Here is an 18,672-nt window from a genome sequence, read left to right on the forward strand (position 1 = left end):
TATTTAATTACCATTATAACCCAAATCAATGTAACACGAGTCTTTCATCACCAATTTAAGGTTGGAATTTATGAAAAATTTCATTTTTTATTTGTTCACTTTATCAACTTGTTAAATAAAGCTTCTGCTCTATGAAAAACTCCTTTAGAACTATGCTTGGATTTTGTTACATTAACCTCTTTAGTTTCAATGTTTTCTAAAGATTTTCTTGACCATGTCCCACTATCATTCACAAGATTCACTAGCAGTTGATTAATTATAGACTTCCAATCTTGGATTATTGGAGATGTTAAAATCAACATAGATAAAGATCGATTTTCTCGCTGAACTTCTATAATGTTGAAACTTTGACCGTTCCATACCATAACTTCTGCAATAACATATTGCCGTTTAGTAAAATTGTCACTCAATTTGGTAAATCGACGTTCTCCAAGGCCTTCCGGCAATGTATCTGTGAAAGCACGTATCATTTTCACTTCGGGAAATTGCTCCATCACCTTTAGAACATTAATAAAGTCTTGTAATTCTCCTTGAGCCTGAATTTCATTCAACATTTGATGTTCCAACCCACGCCCTAGTTGGTGTCCACCACTATCCGCCGTAGAACGTATTGAATCATTGTTTATGTAATACTTCTTTGTATTTTCATCTTCTGTCGTACGTTGTTTAGTGGGATTACCTTTTACTCGCTCGATTTTAGGTACAGTCGTGTATTCATGCTTTAACTGATTCATTTGAACAAGGTCAAAATCATCAGTCGCCCCATCCAATTGTTCGTCTAGTATAAATCCATCTTCATCTGCTCTTTTATTCAGCTTTCGGTAAGTTGTTTTCTTTGCTTCTTCAGACTTCTCTCTTTCTTGTATTTCTGGATGAGAGAGTGAGAGGTGTTCATACGGAATATGCTTATTCTTCACATTAACGATTTGTAGTACAGTCCTGCTATGTCTAGTCTCCTTAACTCTAGCTGTAAGAGTAAGTGGCTTAGTAAATGACCATTCAAATTTTAATACTTGCTCCTGAAGCCAAGTAAATGACACATTTTCAAACATTTGTCGCAAATCGCTATTTGTTAACAACCAAGCTAACTGGTAAACAAAAGGTGTCTTTGTGTACTTTTTTTCATATTGAGAAGAAAAACTAAGATGCATTTTATTAGTTTGATAGATTTCTGTGAAGAATTGAGGAAATGAATTCGATTCAAATAAACGATAAAGAAAAAAGCCATTTGGTGCTAATATACTTCGTAAGACTTCAATCACTGGCAAAATGATGTTCTTTCCATTAGAAGGGAATACGAAACTTCGGGATGTAGCACGATCAGTGCTACCTCGGATATTCCAAGGCTTCTCATAATATTTGACTATATTCGGATAAATAGTGATATCTACCTCCCGTACACCCTGAGGAGGAAAACTTGTTGTTATAACTCCGTCAGTGTAGAAGTGCTGAATAGCTAAACAAGGTAGTGAACCCCAATCCATCATCAATTTTTCTGTCCGACCACGTGCATGAAAGTAAGCATAAATCATCATTTTATTATTTTTGCGGAAGGGCTCACCAATCCAAATTAATTCAGCTTTTACTCCTTTAACAAATGGCCAAAACAGTTTAACCTGTTGTTTGCTCATAACTTTTCACTTCCTGTTTTGTTCGTAAATATTCTTCCAAATACGGTTTTATTTCATGAAAATGATGTGACTTCACAGCTCCAATACGCTGTACTTTCCATAATACAACTGGTTCTTGCCTCTGTAATATTCGATCAATAATCTTACAACAACGTCTGATTTGGAATTGCTGAGTAGATTCCGCAATTTCAGACAGGAGCTTTTTAGTACGGGGTAGTTTATCAGGTGTTTCTCCAAGTTTGATAATATTCCAAGTCGTTTTCCAACAATCGAGATTGTAATCCGGATAGGTTTACCTAGTTCAATTAGTTCTTTGTAAAGTTTTTTCACCATAGAGCAGTATTCATGGTCACGTAAGGCCCAATCGACAATTACTTGATTATTTTTTCTCTCCTGGATTGTAGGCAACTGTTCAAACAGCCATTCTTTATCGCGACGATACAAGTACATATACTCTTTTGGGAAACACTTACGAATTTGTGTTCTTGAACAACTTGGGTATTGCCGTATTCCTTTTAATAATTGCTTTCGATAAATTAGCAACGTCGAAGGAATATCATTTTCTGATAATCTTTCAATTTTTATCTCTGAAGAAAGATATTTTTTTACCGTTTTCGAATCTACATCAAGCATTTTAGCTAATGTTCTTGTACTGTACGTCCCTTCGGCTTCTAGCTCACGTAGTTTAGCCTTCCAGATGTCTCCAAACGCTTTTATACGTCCAATACGATATTTATCTTCAGATAATCTATCAGGACCCTTTCTAGCATAAATAAAGCCACAAGAGCATTCAAACGTGCCAATGGGTGCATTTGATTTAAAATCCCTTGTAACATTTACTTCATGAATCACAAATTCCTTATAATGATTAGCTGCTTTATTTAAACAAGGCCATGGGCCACTACCGAAGGGACCTGTATCAGCTTCAATTTGTAAAAAGGACTCAACATCTTGTTCTAAGAAATAAAGCATAAGCAAATGACGGAAAGGATGTACATGACGTTTTAGATTGCGTGTAATGACCTTCAGCCAATTGTATTCATCATTTACGTTGATTGCTGACTCATACTTATCTAAAAATCCTTTTGGAAACTTTGATCGAAATACCTTGTATAGCTCATTTTGCCTAAGTCGATTAGAAGTTGTTACTAAATTACGCTCTCGTAAAAGAGCACGATATTTAAGATTAATAGATTCTCTTGAAAATTGTTGTATTGGAACTTGCAGGAGTTGATGGCCCATCTTTGCTAAAGCGATTTGAATGGCTACAAACTCCTTTGGTTCAACTTCTTGGATCATCGATAAGTTCATTAGTTTTTTATCAAATCGAATAAACTCAATTCTACTCTGCTTTGAAAAATCGATAGGATACTTCTTTAATTTTTGTTCATGATATGCGCAGAAATCAATCCCTTGTAACTGATGCTCACGGTGAATATAGGGTTCTCCATGTTGCTCAATATCATTAGTTGCGCACTCTGGGCAATAAAAGAGACCATCCTTTTTACAAATACCTCCTGCGACCATTCCTAGCCTGGTATAAAGTCCTTGTCCGTCTCCTTGAAAATCTTGTAGAAGTTCTTCCTGACGGTGCTTGGAAAGAAACGGAGCATAGTAAGGGTAAATTGTATGGTAAGCTAATAGAGATTCAATAGAATAGTTGGAACCTAATTGCTCAACTAGTACAGAAAAATGGCTGCCAATCTCTACACTTGGTATAACAGAACGACTTTGAAATACTTCTTCCAACGTATCTTTGCAATCAATATTCCCACTGTAACAGTGATAGCGTGCGACCGCCGAATAAATCAATTCATCTGGATATGGATCAGTAAAGAATGGCAGCATGTAATTTCCTCCTAGTAGAATTCCTCCAAAGGATTTTTAATGTATCCATTTGCTTTTAATAATTCATAAGGGTGTTGCTTTTTGTCTAACGCTTGCTTTCTTAGCTTTAGCAATGGTAGAATCTTTTCATTTTTTGCTTTTGCCTTTGTTTTTTGATCTTTCTTTTGTTGATTTAACACAATCGCCTGCTGAATCACATCTGCTTTAAGCTGATTAAATTCAGTATCAAGTGGATTTCCCTCAACTATATTTTGTGCAAGCTTTTTAATATCGTTTTCTTTCAAACTATCAAAAATACCAAGGGCTGCTACTTCAACACTTAAGTTCCCAATCATGTCTTGACGTTTATACTCGATTGTATTTTGACGCTCCCTCAATAAATTAATATATTCTTAGAATTTCAACGCTTTACTTCTTATTTCTCTTGATTACTTGAAGCTCACGCCAGGTGCACTTACTATTGTTTCTAAATTATAATAAATATGGAATTTAGATGACATACGTCGGACAAGGTAACGGACTTTTTTCCATTAAATGGTTAATAACGTATGATCGCACAATGGATCTCCACTTTCACATGGCGGTGGACCCTCCCACGTCTCTCGGCGTCAATGCGCGTAAATTCCTTCGTTCGACCTGACCATGGTGGAGGCCGGAAATGCTCCTTTAGTGGGTCGTTGCCCTGATGGATGTAATAACGACCGGCTTCTCCGTGCTTCAATTGTCAAAAGTTTGATTGTAAAACGATGGTACTGTTTTTTGTTATGCTGCTTCCGGTGTGTCTGAAATCATTGGGATATCCCGAATCATTTGTTCTTCACTGAATGTGCAGTTTCGTGTACCTATTAAGAAAAAGATCTTAATTAATTTCCTGCTTAATGCGATAAAAGATTGCTTTCCTGACAATGGATTGGTCGTTCGATAGCGATAATAATGGTGTAGTTGTTTAAAACCATCATTGTGTAATGATAAGGGTCTGGCCACTTGATACAATAAGTTTCGCAGTCTTTTACGTCCTCGTTTGGTGATAGTTGTCTGACCCTTGAAGTAACCTGATTGGTTCAACTTTAAATTTAATCCCGCTAATTTAATGATTTGGCGTGGATCTTGATAATTCGATAAATCACCAACTTCTGCGAAAAAACCAGCAACAGTAATGGCGCTGACACCTTTGATCGCCATCATCTCTTCAGAACCAGGGATGTGAAGAACGAGTTCTTTTAGTTGTGCTTCGAGAGCGATTAGTCGTTCTTCCAACGCCTGATACTGATCAAGAAGATAACGAATCTCTTGGCGTCCCATTTGTAATCCTACTTGAAGGCCCACGCTATTTTCTGCTACTTCTTTTAAGGCCTGAATACGTTTGATTCCCACTGCCCGTGTTGCAGCCTGTTTGACTTCCATCAGTAAGGTTTCTTCAGATGCCGCTCGAATATCTTCTGGCAAATAACCCTTATCTAGTAAATGGAAGGCAGCTTTTCCTGTCCAATCTTTAAAGACCGTCAGAAACTCTGGGAAATAGCGATCTAATGCATTATGCATTTGCGCTTTAATCGACGCTATATCCTCTTGAATCATGTCATAGAGCTTCATACCTTCTCGCAATTCCGCATAAACATCCTCTGGTAACGTTGGTTCGTGGTAACGACCGTCACGCATGACCTGTGCGATGACTTTCGCATCTTTTGTGTCATTCTTCGTTGGAGAATCGTCGTCCATTTCCTTGAACCGCTTTACCTTCATCGGATTGACAACCACCACGGAAATGTCTCGCGCCTTCAAATAATAGGCTAGATTAAGCCAATAGTGGCCAGTAGGTTCCATACCAATTAGTAAATTAGGTCGGTCATGTTGCTCGGACAGGTTTTTGGCCCATTCTATCAACGCTAAGAACCCTTGATAAGAATTGGTGAATACCAGTCGTTTCACCAGATCTCGACCACGATCATCTATTGCCCGTGCTACATGTTTGTGTTTGGCTACATCAACCCCAATGATCAAGCTTTGCTCGTTGACTTGTGCTATTCGTTTATTTTGTGTAAAATCCATATTAGAAGTCCTCCTTCGGTACTTAATTCGAGGTCATGCATGACACTCTCTATCGTACCAGGGGGACTTTTTTTATGCATTTGTCAGATTCGGCGATTATCCTTCAAATTTTCTTATTACAGGAATGCTCTTTAAATGCTTCTTGAATACGTCCTGTCATTTCAGTATTTCGTTTGTGATTCAGCATGACTTCATCCAAGTTGATCATAATATCTTCATATTTCATCATATCGGCAAAATTGTTCGTCCGAATAGCTGTCATCATTGGTTGAATCGTTTGCATATCTTCCCTAGCAGTCTTTTTTAACACTTTTGGTGTAATGATTTCAGCCTGGTTGTCCTCATCAAATAATACTCGTTCTTGCGCTAGAATAAATAGGTTCACGGCAACAGCAGTAATCCCTTGGCATTCATAATAAAATGCCTTCTTTGTCTCCTCTGTAAGCTCAGAATGAGTTTTTAAACACTGTAATTCCCAAAGTGTCTCTAGGAAAAACTCCCACTCTTCATTATTTTCGTCCATACGATCCCAAATAATAGCTCCATCACTTGCTGCCCGTCTTGCCTGTCTGAAGTTTCCTTTGAATAGTTTTTGTGCTTTAGAAGTGCCGATTAAAACCGTAGGAATGCCAACTGTATTAGACAGTGTCACAAAAAAATTCAACATTTCTTCCTGTTCATTTTTGGAATGTAGTAAGTGCTGGATTTCATCAATTACTAGAACACCGATGCCGTACATACTTGCTAACGATGTCATGTGCAATAACATTGTCGATGTCACACGGTTCAAATAACCGTACTTTTCTAAATATCGAGTGCCTAGTAAATCATCAATTGCTTTGAAAAAGCTTTTGCAAAGTGTAGATAAACTTCCGTCATACGGGCAGTCAATTTTAAGCCAAACAATTTGAGTTCGATTAAACGGTTGTCCTTTGTATTCTTCATGCTTGATCACTTGTGGATACATAAGCAAAAGACGTTCAATTGCTGTGGTTTTACCAATTCCAGAAATACCGATAATGGATAAACTATCGGCAGTTGAACGAATATAATTTAGTCGTTCATCTATATATTTGTGAGCTGTTTCCTCTTCTTCACGCAATTCATGCAGCACCCGAACACGCTCTAGAAATGTTCTATCTAATGGATTTCGCGCCAAGTAACCTCTCCGAATCAATGTAGACAATCGACGTTCTACCTCGAAATGAATCGGTAACGGCTGGATAAAATTCCTTACACGTTTTAAGACGTGATATCGAATATTTGTTTGACTTAACTTATCTTGCTCACTAATTCGTGGAGTCACCATAAATCGTTCTAGCACATCATCCTCATTAAATATAGGTGGAAGAGCTTCGATGAAAGGATTATTGGTATATTCATTTAAAAGTTGCTCCTTATAGACAGCGTTCTCAAAATCGCCTTTTAAGACAATCATGTCATTTGTCTTTCCCAAATTCCTCATCTCGCTTCTTCTTTAGTTTCTCCATTAGACGTGAGCCTGATTTCTTAGGTAGTGTTTCATCAATCTTCTCTTTTGTAACAAAGTCGATTACATCAACTGCTTCACTAACCTTATTAGGTGATAAATCAAACTTTTCAGCTTCACGATTTAACTGTTTTTCAACATCCTTATTTTCACGAATAGCTGCTATTTTAGCTTTCTTACTAGTTGGCTGATTGAAAGATTCCTTTTTGTTCTTCACGGCTTTTTTTATAATCTCTTCCAATACTGCATCAGTATTTACCGTAAACTGAATTTGATTTGTTCGTTCCATTTCTTCTAGTTCATTCCGAAGTTGTTGCTGAAAGACAACTTCTTCCAAGAAGTCACCTTTATATTGCTGACTAGGCTCTAATAAAATACACGTCTCAAAATCTATTCCGTTATCGTGGGAAATATAGATTTTTTCAATATGTCGTGGATCATAAACGATTTCTAGACTTCTATTTTTCAACTTTAAATACCATTGCTCTTCAATCGCTTGACGAGAACCATAAAGAAGATTTTTAAACTTAATTCCAGCTCTTGAAATTGTCGCTTTCCCACGTGGAAGCACGTTCAGACGAAGAATATTTCGATCAACTGTTCTTAACCTTCCTTTGCGATTTTGAATACCCCAATTCCATAAATTAATCGGCGTTGGCACTAGTCCATCAGCTACCATTTCTTTTTCAACAGGATATTTATCAATGACCTTTTGGTTATGATGAAGCGCCATTGTAATAATTAGAGATGTAAATTCCTTTAAATTCAGCGTAGCATTTAAGCGATAATCTTGATCGCCCCGTTCTCGATATTCCTTTTGAATTGCCCCAGGAGCTTTTTGCTTTACCTTCCCATTAAACGTACGGAATTTCCTTTCAACAATCCCTTTCAAATCACCCCTATAAGCCGTAGTATTCTCGATTTTAATGTTAAGATTGTTAATTAAATTCTCTACCGAATAGCCTTCAAACTCACCTCGGTCAGCAATAATAATTTCGGGTAAATGATGTGTTGGCCAATGCTCAGGAGGAATATCAATTCCATATTGCTTACAAAATTCTACTTTATCTGCGACCATATTATCTAAAGCCATCATTGCACCGAGCCACGACGGGCCTTCTAGTCCAACATAAAGGCCTGTAATAATACGTGAATATACATCAAGTACTGCATAAATAACTGGTCGCCCAATTACTTTATTTACGTCAAGAGAACTAACCAAGTAGATGTCTGCAATGGTAGCGTCAATTTGAAATCTAGTACCAGGACCATTTGTTTCTGATTTAGAGTCACTTAAAATCGGACGATGCTTCAACTCATATTCTTTCGTGCTTTTACGGAAATGGATATCTTTTTTCGGGTCTTCAAGCTTTTTAAACCAGTAGTAAAACTGATTGTAAGAAGGAATACGGCTAACATCCCATATGTGATATTTCATTTCTCCATTTTCTTTATATCGATCAGAATAGAAATCACGCAGGATAAAATGATAAACATCTTTCAACGAATAATTGTTTGAAGCACGATAGTATTTATTAATTGCAAGCTCAAATTGCACTTTCACTTCATCAGTAATATTAATACCAACCTGATATTCATTGGCTATATTCACTTTTCTAGGACGACCTACTTTTTCTTTTGTTAAATCTTTTGCTTTTCCTTTGCCTCCTGAATTTGAGTAATCGGGTAATAAAGCATTCTTGGTCATACCTCGCTGCCAATAACGACTTAATAACTTTTTTATCTTAAACGGACTTAGATTAGTCTTTTCTGCAATCTCTCGTATTTTCTTTTCTCTGCCTTGCTTTTGAAGCAGCATCTCCATATGTTGCAAACAATGTTGTTGAATGATTTCCCAGTCTTCTTCACGTTTACGGATTTGTACTTCTGTTAAATCAATATCTGAAACAACTTTTGCATATGGATCACTAACAACGATTAGTTCACTTTGCTGAATTTCCGTTGCTAGGTTTGAATATATTTCTTTCTTAGGCATCGAACTTGTCGCATCAATATTTACAATAAAAACATGAGGTTCTTCCATTTCGATAATACGTATTCGCTTAGAATCGGCAGTATATTGAAGCACTTGATTAATATAAATCATCCGTATTTCACCTTTTTCAGTTTGCTTTCATCAATGGATTTGATATCAATTTGTTGCTCTAAATTTAACGGTTTAAGCATGTCAATAACGATGATTTTTTGAGCAAGCAAATGATAAAAGAGTGTTACACCACTCCCAAAAGGTAAATGGGTATCGGTATCAAATTCATTCGTAATTGTATGGATATTTTGTTTGTTATTTAGTAGCCTTTGCATTAAAGATAAGGATAAATCTTCAATATGCGGTGAACTCATTTCCTGGAATATATCATAATCTCGAATGTCATAATAATCATGAATGTAGCCAATGTTTCGTGCCATTGTTTTAGATATCTCTTCCTCTGTAACAATGGTCCAATCTATATCCTTCCGTTGCCAATACTCTCTTTCAATCTCAAATTTTTCAAGTACACGTTCCTTCAGTAATTCATCCTTCATTTTGATTGTACGAGCTACTTCAAACACACTTTGTCCCAGATCAACTATTAATAAAAAATCCGTTGACATCACAATCGGATCACCAGTTTTAGGTTCAGTAGGATGTTTTATACCTAACTCATCTGCAATGACTATTGTTTCTTCCAACGGCAATAAAGGAAATTGTTCTCGAATGTCAATAACACCATCTGAATATTCAGTTAAATAAAAGTAGTTTCGTTCCAAATCTGACAAAAATTCATGTTGCCTATTTGTTTTTATTCCTTTTAACCGAGTAGAACGGCCCAATGATGATACATCTTGAATATTTAGCCATGGTTTATAATCTGTACCAATACCAGAGCCTCTACCTTCTTTAATCCATTTCTCAATTTTAGATGTTCTTTTTCTTTTCGACATAAAAACACCCCTTTAGATAATCATATCTAAAGGGGTAAAACAGTGCAACTTTTTTATAAACGATTCGACTTTTTTCAAAACGGTTTAACTTTTTTATAAACGGTGCAACTTTATTTCAAACCTACAAATACATATTTGAAACTTAATGGCCTACTCCACTGTAACACTTTTCGCCAAGTTACGTGGCTTATCAACATCACAGTCACGATGTAAGGCTGCGTAATAGGCAAGTAACTGCATCGGTACAACACTTACTAAAGGCGTCAGTAATCGGTGAACATGTGGTAACACAATGTTATCACTGTCTTGTTCTAAACCTTTCATGCTGACAAGGCATGTTTTGGCACCGCGAGCTGCAACTTCTTGAACATTGCCTCGAATCGAATAATTAACGTTCTCTTGTGTTGAGATAGCGATGACTGGTGTACCTTCTTCAATAAGGGCGATGGTACCGTGTTTTAATTCACCGCCAGCAAAACCTTCTGCTTGAATATAAGAAATTTCTTTTAATTTAAGAGCGGCTTCTTGGACAACGAAATAATCAACGCTTCGGCCAATAAAGAAGGCGTTTCTTGTGCCCGTAAAGTATTCTTTTGCTAAAGCAGCAAATTGCTCTTTTTGATCTGTTAAGGATTCCATTACACTTGCGACAATACCAAGCTCTTGTAAAGGATCAAAGTCTAATTTAATCCCTTTAGCAGTTGCTGTATCAACTGCTAAAATAGTTAGCACAGCAATTTGTGCGGTATAAGCTTTAGTCGATGCAACGGCAATTTCTGGCCCTGCATACAAGTGTAAAGTATAATCCGCTTCACGTGAAAGGGTTGAGCCTGGAACATTCGTTACGGTTATCGATGGATGACCTAATGATTTAATTTTCACTAAAACAGCACGGCTATCAGCAGTTTCTCCACTTTGTGAAATAAAGATAAACAATGGTTTTTTAGACAGTAACGGCATATTGTAAGAAAACTCACTTGCAATATGCACCTCTACTGGTATATCTGCAAGGTTTTCAATAATTTGCTTACCGACTAAGCCCGCATTGTAGCTCGTTCCAGCCGCAATGATATAAATACGGTCTGCATCCAGCATCGCTGCCCGTATATCACCATCTACTTTAATGTTATCTTGCTCATCTTGATATTCTTGAATGATTTTGCGAATAACAAACGGCTGTTCATCAATTTCTTTTAACATGAAATGAGCGTAAGTGCCTTTTTCAGTATCTGCTGCGTCAATCTCAGCTTTATATGGCGCACGAACCACTGGCGTACCATCAAATTTCTGAATTTGCACTTCTCGTCGTTTAACCAAAACAACTTCTTTATCTTCAATTTCGAGATAAGTGTCGGTTTCTTTCAATGTCGCCATTGCGTCACTTGCAACAAGATTAAAGCCATCACCAAGCCCCACTAATAACGGACTTTTGCTTTTAGCAACATAGAACACATCTTGATCTTCAGCATCTATTAAAGCAATTGCATATGATCCTTTTAACAAACTCATCGTTTTTCGGAATGCAACCAATACGTCATTTGTTTGTTGGTAAAACACTTCAATTAATTGTACAACAATTTCAGTATCTGTTTCACTGACAAGTGGAACCCCTGCTAAATATTGATCACGTAATTCGTAATAATTCTCAATCACACCATTGTGGACCAACGTAAAACGCCCTGAATTGCTTTGGTGCGGGTGAGCATTTTCTTCACTCGGTTCACCATGCGTTGCCCATCGTGTATGACCAATACCCATAGTGGTTTCAATGGTACTGTCTACTTTATCACGCAATGTCGCAATCCGACCTTTTACTTTAAACAGATGCAGACCTTTTTCGTTTAAAGTTGCAATTCCTGCTGAATCATATCCACGATATTCTAACTTCTCTAAGCCGTTTAACAAAACATCCTTCGTATCATTAGCTCCAATATAACCTACAATTCCACACATAATTCTGTTTCCTCCTAGTTGAGACCAGGGCAAACCAGAACGAACCTACTAAGAATAGAGGGGCGTTTGTTTGCCCCCTTTCTCGTTTTATTAGTAAACCTCTTACATGTCTTCTTTGTGCAAAGAGTCGCCTCTTCGTTTTCGAATAACATATAACGGTTGGAGGTTGTGCAACCGGGAGGTATCCGCCGATCAAATTCGATACTCCTCCTCCTCGTCAACTATTTCTCAAGCGCACGAGAAATAGTTCAGGCGCTTATATACAAATAATCCTTCTGCCCACCTTTCCATTCTAAAATAAAGCCATATCTCCTCGACATGGACTTTTTCATTTTAACTGAAATACCACTATCTAGCAATAGTTTTTCAGTACTAAATTTTCTTGCAAATTATTATATGTTGATCGCTTCACATTTGTGTCAATATTTTAAAAAGGAAACACGCATATGAGTTAGCTATAACTGTGGCTGTCCTTACCATAAGTGGACAACCAATGTTATTTTAGGGAATCGAACTGATTGGTTAAACTCGATTTAACAACGTTTAGTTTGCAGAAAAGCGTATGCGTGATGCATCTGTTGGCTTTTTTTCTTATCTTGAGTCCTTTATAATGTCGCCATTAAAGTGACTCCGTATTATTCAACCGTTCGATTTAGACCTTCGTTGGGTTGATCAGGTCCTTCAATAACTTCAACAACCTCACCATCTTTATCATATGTAGTTACGATTGCGTTTGAGAGATCTTCTGTGTCAGAGTAGTAAAGAAAACTTTTAGCATTGGCTATTTCCCTTATTTCTGCTTCTCGTCTCTCTCCATTATTTAATGTAACATCAACAGACTTCACATTCGCATCAATGGATTTGCGAATCACGGTATAACGGCTCAACTCAACAAATTGAAGTTCCCCACTAGTCTCCTCACTAGTCATCCTTACGGTTTCCCATCCAAATATAGTTTTGCTTAATTCAGCCACACCTACCTGCCATGCCGATCCCCATGTATAGATTGCCAAAGCAAAATCATCCTCTACTAGCTCAACCGTATTTACATCACCAAAACGCAACTGTAATTTATTAATTTCTGCTTCAATCTGTTCAATATCATCTGATCGGAGTAACACAAACAAAATTAGACCAATTGCTATGATTATGCCAGCTATTATCGCTGTTATTTTAAATTTGTATGACATAACTCTGTATCCTTTCGCTTTCAGCTTAAAATCCACTGGTTAATCCTCAAAGTTCGCTTCTTCTAGCATCTCAGTTAAATTATCTGATCTGCTATTATATCCAACAAACGCCATCACTTCTTGTGGGCGAATCATCACTTCTCGTTCGTTGGCTTCTTTAGAATAATAGTAAGTACTGTATGATTCAACATTTTCTACCAGTATACGTACAGCTTCTTCCCATTCGTTTTCCTTTATTAAGGATTCTGGATATTCAATATGGGGAAGTAATCCAGCAATGACTTTCCATCTTTCTAAATAAGTTTCTGTGCTTAAAGTTGGATAAAATCTAACTTCAATCGGATCGTTTACACTATAATAGTAACTACCCAAACTAAGAAATTCAGCTATATTGGCGTAATATTGAATTTGTCCTATACGTTCATCTTCTTTTTCCTGAACCTGATGATAATAAATTCGAATTAGACTACCTACTACGATAATTCCGATAACGATACTTAACACCATGACTTTTTTCTTCATAGGTCACCTCTTTCTCTATAAAACGAACCTTCAGTCAACTGGCATTTTGGTACTTCTCCCACTGATTAGTCGTTAATGAATCAGGACATTAGCGACCGTAATCTGGGATCAATCCACTTGCATTTTCCCATTATAAAACACAGCTAGGCGATATTTATATATGACATAAGTTGGGTCTTTTCACCTTTATCACAAAACCAGACCTTTAGTCCTGTTTGCGATTGAAAAAGCTTAGCACCTAATAGATAAGCGCTAAGCTCGTATTATTATTCAACGGTACGTTCAAATCCTCTGTTCGGTTGATCAGGTATTTCAATAACTTCAACAACCTCACCATCGTCATCATATGTCGTTACGATTGCGTTTGAGAGGTCTTCTGTGTCAGAGTAGTAAAGAAAACTTTTAGATTGCCTATTTCCCTTATTTCTGCTTCTCGTATCTCTCCATTATTTAATGTAACATCAACAGATCTCACATCCGAATCGATGGAGTTATGCATCACGGTATAACGACTTAACTCAACAAACTGAAGATCTCTACCAAGTTCTTCACTAGTCATCCTTACGGTTTCCCATCCAAATATAGTTTTGCTTAATTCAGCCACACCTACCTGCCATGCCGATCCCCATGTGTAGATTGCCAAAGCAAAATCATCCTCTACTAGCTCAACCGTACTTACATCACCAAATATCAATTCTAATTTATTTATTTCTGCTTCAATCTGTTCAATATCATCTGATCGAAATAACGCAAACATACTAAGACCGCTTATTATGACGATTCCAGCTATTATCACTGTTATTCTAAATTGGCGTGACATCATTCTATATCCTTTCGCTTTTAGCTTAAAATACACTGGTTAATCCTCAAAGTTGGCTTCTTCCAGTAACTCGGTTACATTATCTGATCTGCTATTATCTCCAATAAACGCCATCACCTCTCGTGGATGGACCATCACTTCTTGTTCGCTGTATTCTTTAGAGGAGTAGTAATCTCTATACGCTTCAATATCTTCTTCTAGCATACGCACAGCTTCTTCCCATTTATTTTCTTTTATCAATGCTTCTGGATATTCAATATAGGGCAACAACTCAGCAAGAACTTTCCACCTTTCTACGCGGTACTGCGTGTATGAAGTTGGATAATATCTCACTTTAACAGGATCATTCGTACTATAATAGTAGCTTCCTAACTTAAATGTCTCCGATACATTGGCGTAATAGCGAATTTGTCTTATTCGTTCATATTCTTTCTCTTGGACTTGATGATAATAGCTTCTAATTAGACCGCCTGCAACGATAACTCCGATAGCGATACCTAACACTATGACTTTTTTCTTCATAGGTCACCTCTTTCTCTATAAAACGATCCTTCAATCAGTGATCATTTTTGTTCTTCTCCCACTGATTAGTCGTTAATGAATCAGGACATAGCGACCGTAATCTGGGATAAATGCGTTCACATTATAAAACACAGCTAGGCGAAATTTATATATGACATAAGTTGGATCTTTTCACCTTTATCACAAAACTAGACCTTTAGTCCTGTTTGCGATTGAAAAAGCATAGCACCTACTTATTAAGTGCTAAGCTAGTATCATTATTCAACCGTTCGATTTAACCCCTCGTTAGGTTGATCAGGTATTTCAATAACTTCAACAACCTCACCGTTTGCATCATATGTCGTTACGATTGCACTTGAGAGATCTTCTGTGTCAGAGTAGTAGAGCCAGCGTCGAGCTAATCGATCTTTCTCTTTAATTTGTGCTTCGCGTCTCTCCCCATTATTTAATTCCACAACAACAGACTTTACATCCGAATCAACGGATTTATGCATCACGCTATAGCGACTTAATTCAACAAATTGAAGATCTCCGCCCATATCCTCACTAGTCATCCTTACGATTTCCCAGTTAAAAGAAGCCTTTCGCAATTCAGCTACTCCCACTTGAAAGGTTGACGCCCATGAATAAAGGACCAAGGCATAATCATCTTCTACAAGCTCAACCATACTTGCATCCCCAAAACGCAGCTGTAATCTATTAATCTCTTCTTCTATCTGTTCAATATCATCTGATCGGAATAACGTAAACATACTAAGACCACTTATTATAGCTATTCCAGCTATTAGTACTATTATTTTAAATTGGCGTGACATGATTCTGTATCCTTTCGCTTTTAGCTTAAAATTCACTGGTTAACCCTCAAAATTAGCTTCCTCTAGCAACTCGGTTAAATTATCTGATCTACTATTACTTTTGATAAATGCCATCACTTCTTGTGGACGAATCATCACTTCTTGTTCGCTATCTTCTTTAGAGTAATAATAAGTACTGTATGATTCGACATTTTCTATCAGTCTTTGCACAGCTTCTTCCCATTCATTTTCTTTTATCAATGCTTCCGGATATTCAATGTAAGGTAGCAATTCAGCAAGGATTTTCCATCTTTCTACATGGAGGTCGGTGTACCGACTAGGATAATACTGAACTTCAATAGGGTCATTTACACTATAATAGTAACTCCCTAAGCTAAGAAACTCAGCTAAATTAGCGTAATATTGAATTTGAGCTATACGCTCATCTTCTTTTTTCTGAACTTGATGATAATAACTTCTAATCATACTGCCTACAACTACAACTACAATTCCAATAACAATACCTAACACCATGACTTTTTTCTTCATAGGTCACCTCTTTCTCTATAAAACATTTACCAATTATGTTCGGCAACAATTTCCTCCAATGTCAAATTTCTAACCAAGTTACCATGTATAATATAATTCAATAATGCATTTCCATTATCATCTACAAACTTATCCCTCAAATATAAATAAACATCTGCTATATCGTTCCAATCTCGTTTATCAATCGCCTCTTTCGGATAAGGAATATTAGGATTTAATCGATGAACCTCTTCCCATCTTTTTAATCGTTCATAAGTTTTTTCTGTCGATATAAATTGATAGTGACTATCAGGAGATGAGTGCTTATCAACAGTTAACAGCTCTAACTCAAGCTCCGACGTAATGCTCTGTAAATCACTAGTCGTTATCTGATTTTCCAGCTCTTTTTTCCCTCCAAGGTAATCACCGAGTGTGAATAACGCGTCAACGCTATAGCCGACTGCCTCATGAGATTGGCTAGCTGATTCAGTTAAAATTGTTTTAGCTAATTCCTTTGTCCAGAAGTCCTTAGTATAGCTACTATATTTTTCACGAAGCTCTGCATTTTCTTCTCTATTAAGTTGATTAGCTACATTCGGCGAATTATATATTTTAACTAAAAAATGATCTTGTAACACATAAAAATATAATGATACATCATCAATATCATCGGGATTTAGTTCCGCTGTATTGATAGTTGCTAAGATTTGATAGTTATCAGGGCTAGTTGTTCGCCTGCTTGACAACTCTATAGTCAATCTTAGCTTCTCTACATCAGTTTCTCCTGTGAACGTTATCGCTTCATCTCTATAGTCCTTAACTCCTGATAAAATGGCCAAATAGCCCTGCAATAGTTTATGCTCTTGATCAGGGGTATCATCATTGGTGAAAATATAAGCTTGCACAGTCGCAATATGGCGATCAAATGCTTCTTCAGATTGCAGGAGTTCACTAAGATAAGCTTCTACTTCATTAAATCTGCCTTCTCCAATCAACGTTGATATCTCTTCTAATTGTTCTACGGTCTCGTCCGTTAAGATTTCTGCTTGGATAAAATGATATAGCATTTCTCTTTCAGCAGGCGTTAACACTTGATTAGTCAACATTTTCTCCATCAGGTTGTCGAATAGTTTCTGATCTTTAAACATTGCTTGATAGAGATTGTTAACATTCAACTTTTCAAGATTTGCTCCACCTGATCCGAGTTCATCTAAAAACGCATCAATCGTTGAACTTAAGACAGACAGGTCTTGAGTTACTTTGTTAAATCCTGTAGATGCGTTTTGGTCTGCACTAACAATGCCGTTCCAGAAATTTGCAACAGCCTGTTTTTCTTCAGTCGCTTCTGTAATTTCATCGTCATCTGTTTTGACGACTTCATTATAAATTCTTGAAAACATTGTTTGATTTTCATTCCACTCTTCTATCACATTAACATATTCATCAATACGTCGGTTTAATTCATCGCGATCAGCGCTATAGTTCCCCATCTATGGCATTCCCTTCTTTATTATAAAGTTCGTATCGTTTGTCTGGCTACCGTAATTTCATATTTCAAACGTTGAATGTTGGCTTGATTCGTTGAAAGCAACTGGTTTAAGTGTAGTTGTTTGGCTTGCCTTTCTTCAATACGCTCTTCTATTTGGTTGGCTTTTCGATCCATGTCGTTTACAGCAGCTTTCATCCGGATGATGGCTCTTTCTTGTGTATTGCGTACTTCCATAATACTTTCTTGAATTCTGTTCAGTACTTTACTTTCAAGTAGACCAGCTTCAACCAGTTGAATTCGCCCCATCGGGGAGCCTTCTCCTTCTGTTAACGCTTCTAACTCAATTAATTTACTATCCATCGCTTTTCTACGTTCAAGAATGTCTTCAAGTTGTTTTTCTAATTCATATATGGATTGACCACACTCGTCGATTTGATTGCGATATGTTACATTTTGGGTCACTAGCCACGACACATTAGCATCCTTGCGCCAAATTTCCTGGTTTAAGCGCATGATGCGTGCTTGGTTACTCAACAGCTTCTCCCTCCTTATCTTATTTACTGCTCATCTAATCACTGATTATGATAGTATTCGACTGTTGTTTTAAATTGTCGACTAAGCTCTTCATCTTTCTCTTCAAATTGATCAATCGCGTAGTATAACGTCTCTAATACTTCAACCATTAATCGCTGGTTTTTACCTATGGTTTGTAATAACTTTTCCTGCATCGTTTGATGCGCTTTTGATGCTTCACCTTTCCAGTCACTAAGTGCCTCCCCAGCCCCTTTGATTTCTGTGATTACTTGCATCATCTCATCATTTGCGATTAATTGTGGTTTTTTTAGTAAGCTTTCGACAAGATTAGGGTCAACTTTAATTTGTAATGACATTGTA

17 protein-coding genes are annotated in these 18,672 nt (G+C 37.0%); all 17 read right to left on the bottom strand.

The window, feature by feature from the left end:
• Positions 1–95 precede the first annotated feature (95 nt).
• On the bottom strand, positions 96–1,631 hold the full coding sequence (locus B494_RS0114585; protein ID WP_017473127.1) for a Tn7-like element transposition protein TnsE: 1,536 nt from the start codon (positions 1,629–1,631) through the stop codon (positions 96–98).
• 72 nt (positions 1,632–1,703) lie between these two features.
• Positions 1,704–3,479 carry a TnsD family transposase gene (locus B494_RS19975; RefSeq protein WP_277422588.1) on the bottom strand — a complete coding sequence of 592 codons (1,776 nt, stop codon included), beginning with the start codon at positions 3,477–3,479 and terminating at the stop codon, positions 1,704–1,706.
• Positions 3,480–3,490: 11 nt separating this feature from the next.
• Complete coding sequence (locus B494_RS0114595; RefSeq protein WP_241211430.1) at positions 3,491–3,856, bottom strand: hypothetical protein; 366 nt, start codon at positions 3,854–3,856, stop codon at positions 3,491–3,493.
• A gap of 385 nt (positions 3,857–4,241) precedes the next feature.
• Positions 4,242–5,528 (bottom strand): IS110 family RNA-guided transposase, encoded by a 1,287-nt coding sequence (locus tag B494_RS0114600; protein ID WP_017473129.1) that lies wholly within the window; start codon positions 5,526–5,528, stop codon positions 4,242–4,244.
• A 103-nt stretch (positions 5,529–5,631) separates the two neighbouring features.
• Complete coding sequence (locus tag B494_RS19530) at positions 5,632–6,984, bottom strand: ATP-binding protein (protein WP_478209556.1); 1,353 nt, start codon at positions 6,982–6,984, stop codon at positions 5,632–5,634.
• Positions 6,968–9,124 carry a Mu transposase C-terminal domain-containing protein gene (locus tag B494_RS0114610; protein WP_017473131.1) on the bottom strand — a complete coding sequence of 719 codons (2,157 nt, stop codon included), beginning with the start codon at positions 9,122–9,124 and terminating at the stop codon, positions 6,968–6,970. Before B494_RS0114610 ends, B494_RS19530 begins: the two co-directional genes overlap by 17 nt.
• Positions 9,121–9,960, bottom strand: coding sequence for a heteromeric transposase endonuclease subunit TnsA (locus tag B494_RS0114615; RefSeq protein WP_017473132.1), 840 nt, complete (start codon positions 9,958–9,960; stop codon positions 9,121–9,123). Before B494_RS0114615 ends, B494_RS0114610 begins: the two co-directional genes overlap by 4 nt.
• Positions 9,961–10,110: 150 nt before the next feature.
• Complete coding sequence (gene glmS / locus B494_RS0114620; protein WP_017473133.1) at positions 10,111–11,913, bottom strand: glutamine--fructose-6-phosphate transaminase (isomerizing); 1,803 nt, start codon at positions 11,911–11,913, stop codon at positions 10,111–10,113.
• A 635-nt stretch (positions 11,914–12,548) separates the two neighbouring features.
• On the bottom strand, positions 12,549–13,103 hold the full coding sequence (locus B494_RS0114625) for a hypothetical protein (protein ID WP_026065272.1): 555 nt from the start codon (positions 13,101–13,103) through the stop codon (positions 12,549–12,551).
• Positions 13,104–13,142: 39 nt separating this feature from the next.
• Positions 13,143–13,625, bottom strand: a complete 483-nt coding sequence (locus B494_RS0114630) for a hypothetical protein (RefSeq protein WP_017473135.1) — start codon at positions 13,623–13,625, stop codon at positions 13,143–13,145.
• A gap of 352 nt (positions 13,626–13,977) precedes the next feature.
• Positions 13,978–14,445 (bottom strand): hypothetical protein, encoded by a 468-nt coding sequence (locus B494_RS0114635; protein ID WP_144032259.1) that lies wholly within the window; start codon positions 14,443–14,445, stop codon positions 13,978–13,980.
• Between the two features lie 39 nt (positions 14,446–14,484).
• Positions 14,485–14,967: a hypothetical protein gene (locus tag B494_RS0114640; RefSeq protein WP_017473137.1), complete on the bottom strand. Its 483-nt coding sequence runs from the start codon at positions 14,965–14,967 to the stop codon at positions 14,485–14,487.
• Positions 14,968–15,224: 257 nt separating this feature from the next.
• A complete protein-coding gene (locus tag B494_RS0114645) occupies positions 15,225–15,719 on the bottom strand; it encodes a hypothetical protein (RefSeq protein WP_017473138.1) in 495 nt (164 codons plus the stop codon).
• Between the two features lie 102 nt (positions 15,720–15,821).
• Entirely contained in the window at positions 15,822–16,310 is a 489-nt protein-coding gene (locus tag B494_RS0114650) for a hypothetical protein (protein WP_017473139.1), read from the bottom strand.
• A gap of 26 nt (positions 16,311–16,336) precedes the next feature.
• A complete protein-coding gene (locus B494_RS0114655) occupies positions 16,337–17,779 on the bottom strand; it encodes a hypothetical protein (protein ID WP_017473140.1) in 1,443 nt (480 codons plus the stop codon).
• Positions 17,780–17,799: 20 nt separating this feature from the next.
• Complete coding sequence (locus B494_RS0114660; RefSeq protein ID WP_017473141.1) at positions 17,800–18,312, bottom strand: hypothetical protein; 513 nt, start codon at positions 18,310–18,312, stop codon at positions 17,800–17,802.
• A 38-nt stretch (positions 18,313–18,350) separates the two neighbouring features.
• A complete protein-coding gene (locus B494_RS0114665) occupies positions 18,351–18,668 on the bottom strand; it encodes a WXG100 family type VII secretion target (RefSeq protein ID WP_017473142.1) in 318 nt (105 codons plus the stop codon).
• Positions 18,669–18,672: the final 4 nt, after the last annotated feature.

This window comes from Amphibacillus jilinensis Y1 (genome assembly GCF_000306965.1).
Classification (GTDB): domain Bacteria; phylum Bacillota; class Bacilli; order Bacillales; family Amphibacillaceae; genus Amphibacillus_C; species Amphibacillus_C jilinensis.

Bases quoted from the DNA above. Each gene is read 5' to 3' on its own strand.
- B494_RS0114635 (WP_144032259.1), bottom strand. From the start codon at position 14,445: ATGTCACGCCAATTTAGAATAACAGTGATAATAGCTGGAATCGTCATA.
- B494_RS0114665 (WP_017473142.1), bottom strand. From the start codon at position 18,668: ATGTCATTACAAATTAAAGTTGACCCTAATCTTGTCGAAAGCTTACTA.
- B494_RS19975 (WP_277422588.1), bottom strand. From the start codon at position 3,479: ATGCTGCCATTCTTTACTGATCCATATCCAGATGAATTGATTTATTCG.
- B494_RS0114650 (WP_017473139.1), bottom strand. From the start codon at position 16,310: ATGAAGAAAAAAGTCATGGTGTTAGGTATTGTTATTGGAATTGTAGTT.
- B494_RS0114640 (WP_017473137.1), bottom strand. From the start codon at position 14,967: ATGAAGAAAAAAGTCATAGTGTTAGGTATCGCTATCGGAGTTATCGTT.
- B494_RS0114625 (WP_026065272.1), bottom strand. From the start codon at position 13,103: ATGTCATACAAATTTAAAATAACAGCGATAATAGCTGGCATAATCATA.
- B494_RS0114645 (WP_017473138.1), bottom strand. From the start codon at position 15,719: ATGTTTACGTTATTCCGATCAGATGATATTGAACAGATAGAAGAAGAG.
- B494_RS0114600 (WP_017473129.1), bottom strand. From the start codon at position 5,528: ATGGATTTTACACAAAATAAACGAATAGCACAAGTCAACGAGCAAAGC.
- B494_RS0114615 (WP_017473132.1), bottom strand. From the start codon at position 9,960: ATGTCGAAAAGAAAAAGAACATCTAAAATTGAGAAATGGATTAAAGAA.
- B494_RS0114585 (WP_017473127.1), bottom strand. From the start codon at position 1,631: ATGAGCAAACAACAGGTTAAACTGTTTTGGCCATTTGTTAAAGGAGTA.
- glmS (WP_017473133.1), bottom strand. From the start codon at position 11,913: ATGTGTGGAATTGTAGGTTATATTGGAGCTAATGATACGAAGGATGTT.
- B494_RS0114655 (WP_017473140.1), bottom strand. From the start codon at position 17,779: ATGGGGAACTATAGCGCTGATCGCGATGAATTAAACCGACGTATTGAT.
- B494_RS0114630 (WP_017473135.1), bottom strand. From the start codon at position 13,625: ATGAAGAAAAAAGTCATGGTGTTAAGTATCGTTATCGGAATTATCGTA.
- B494_RS0114610 (WP_017473131.1), bottom strand. From the start codon at position 9,124: ATGATTTATATTAATCAAGTGCTTCAATATACTGCCGATTCTAAGCGA.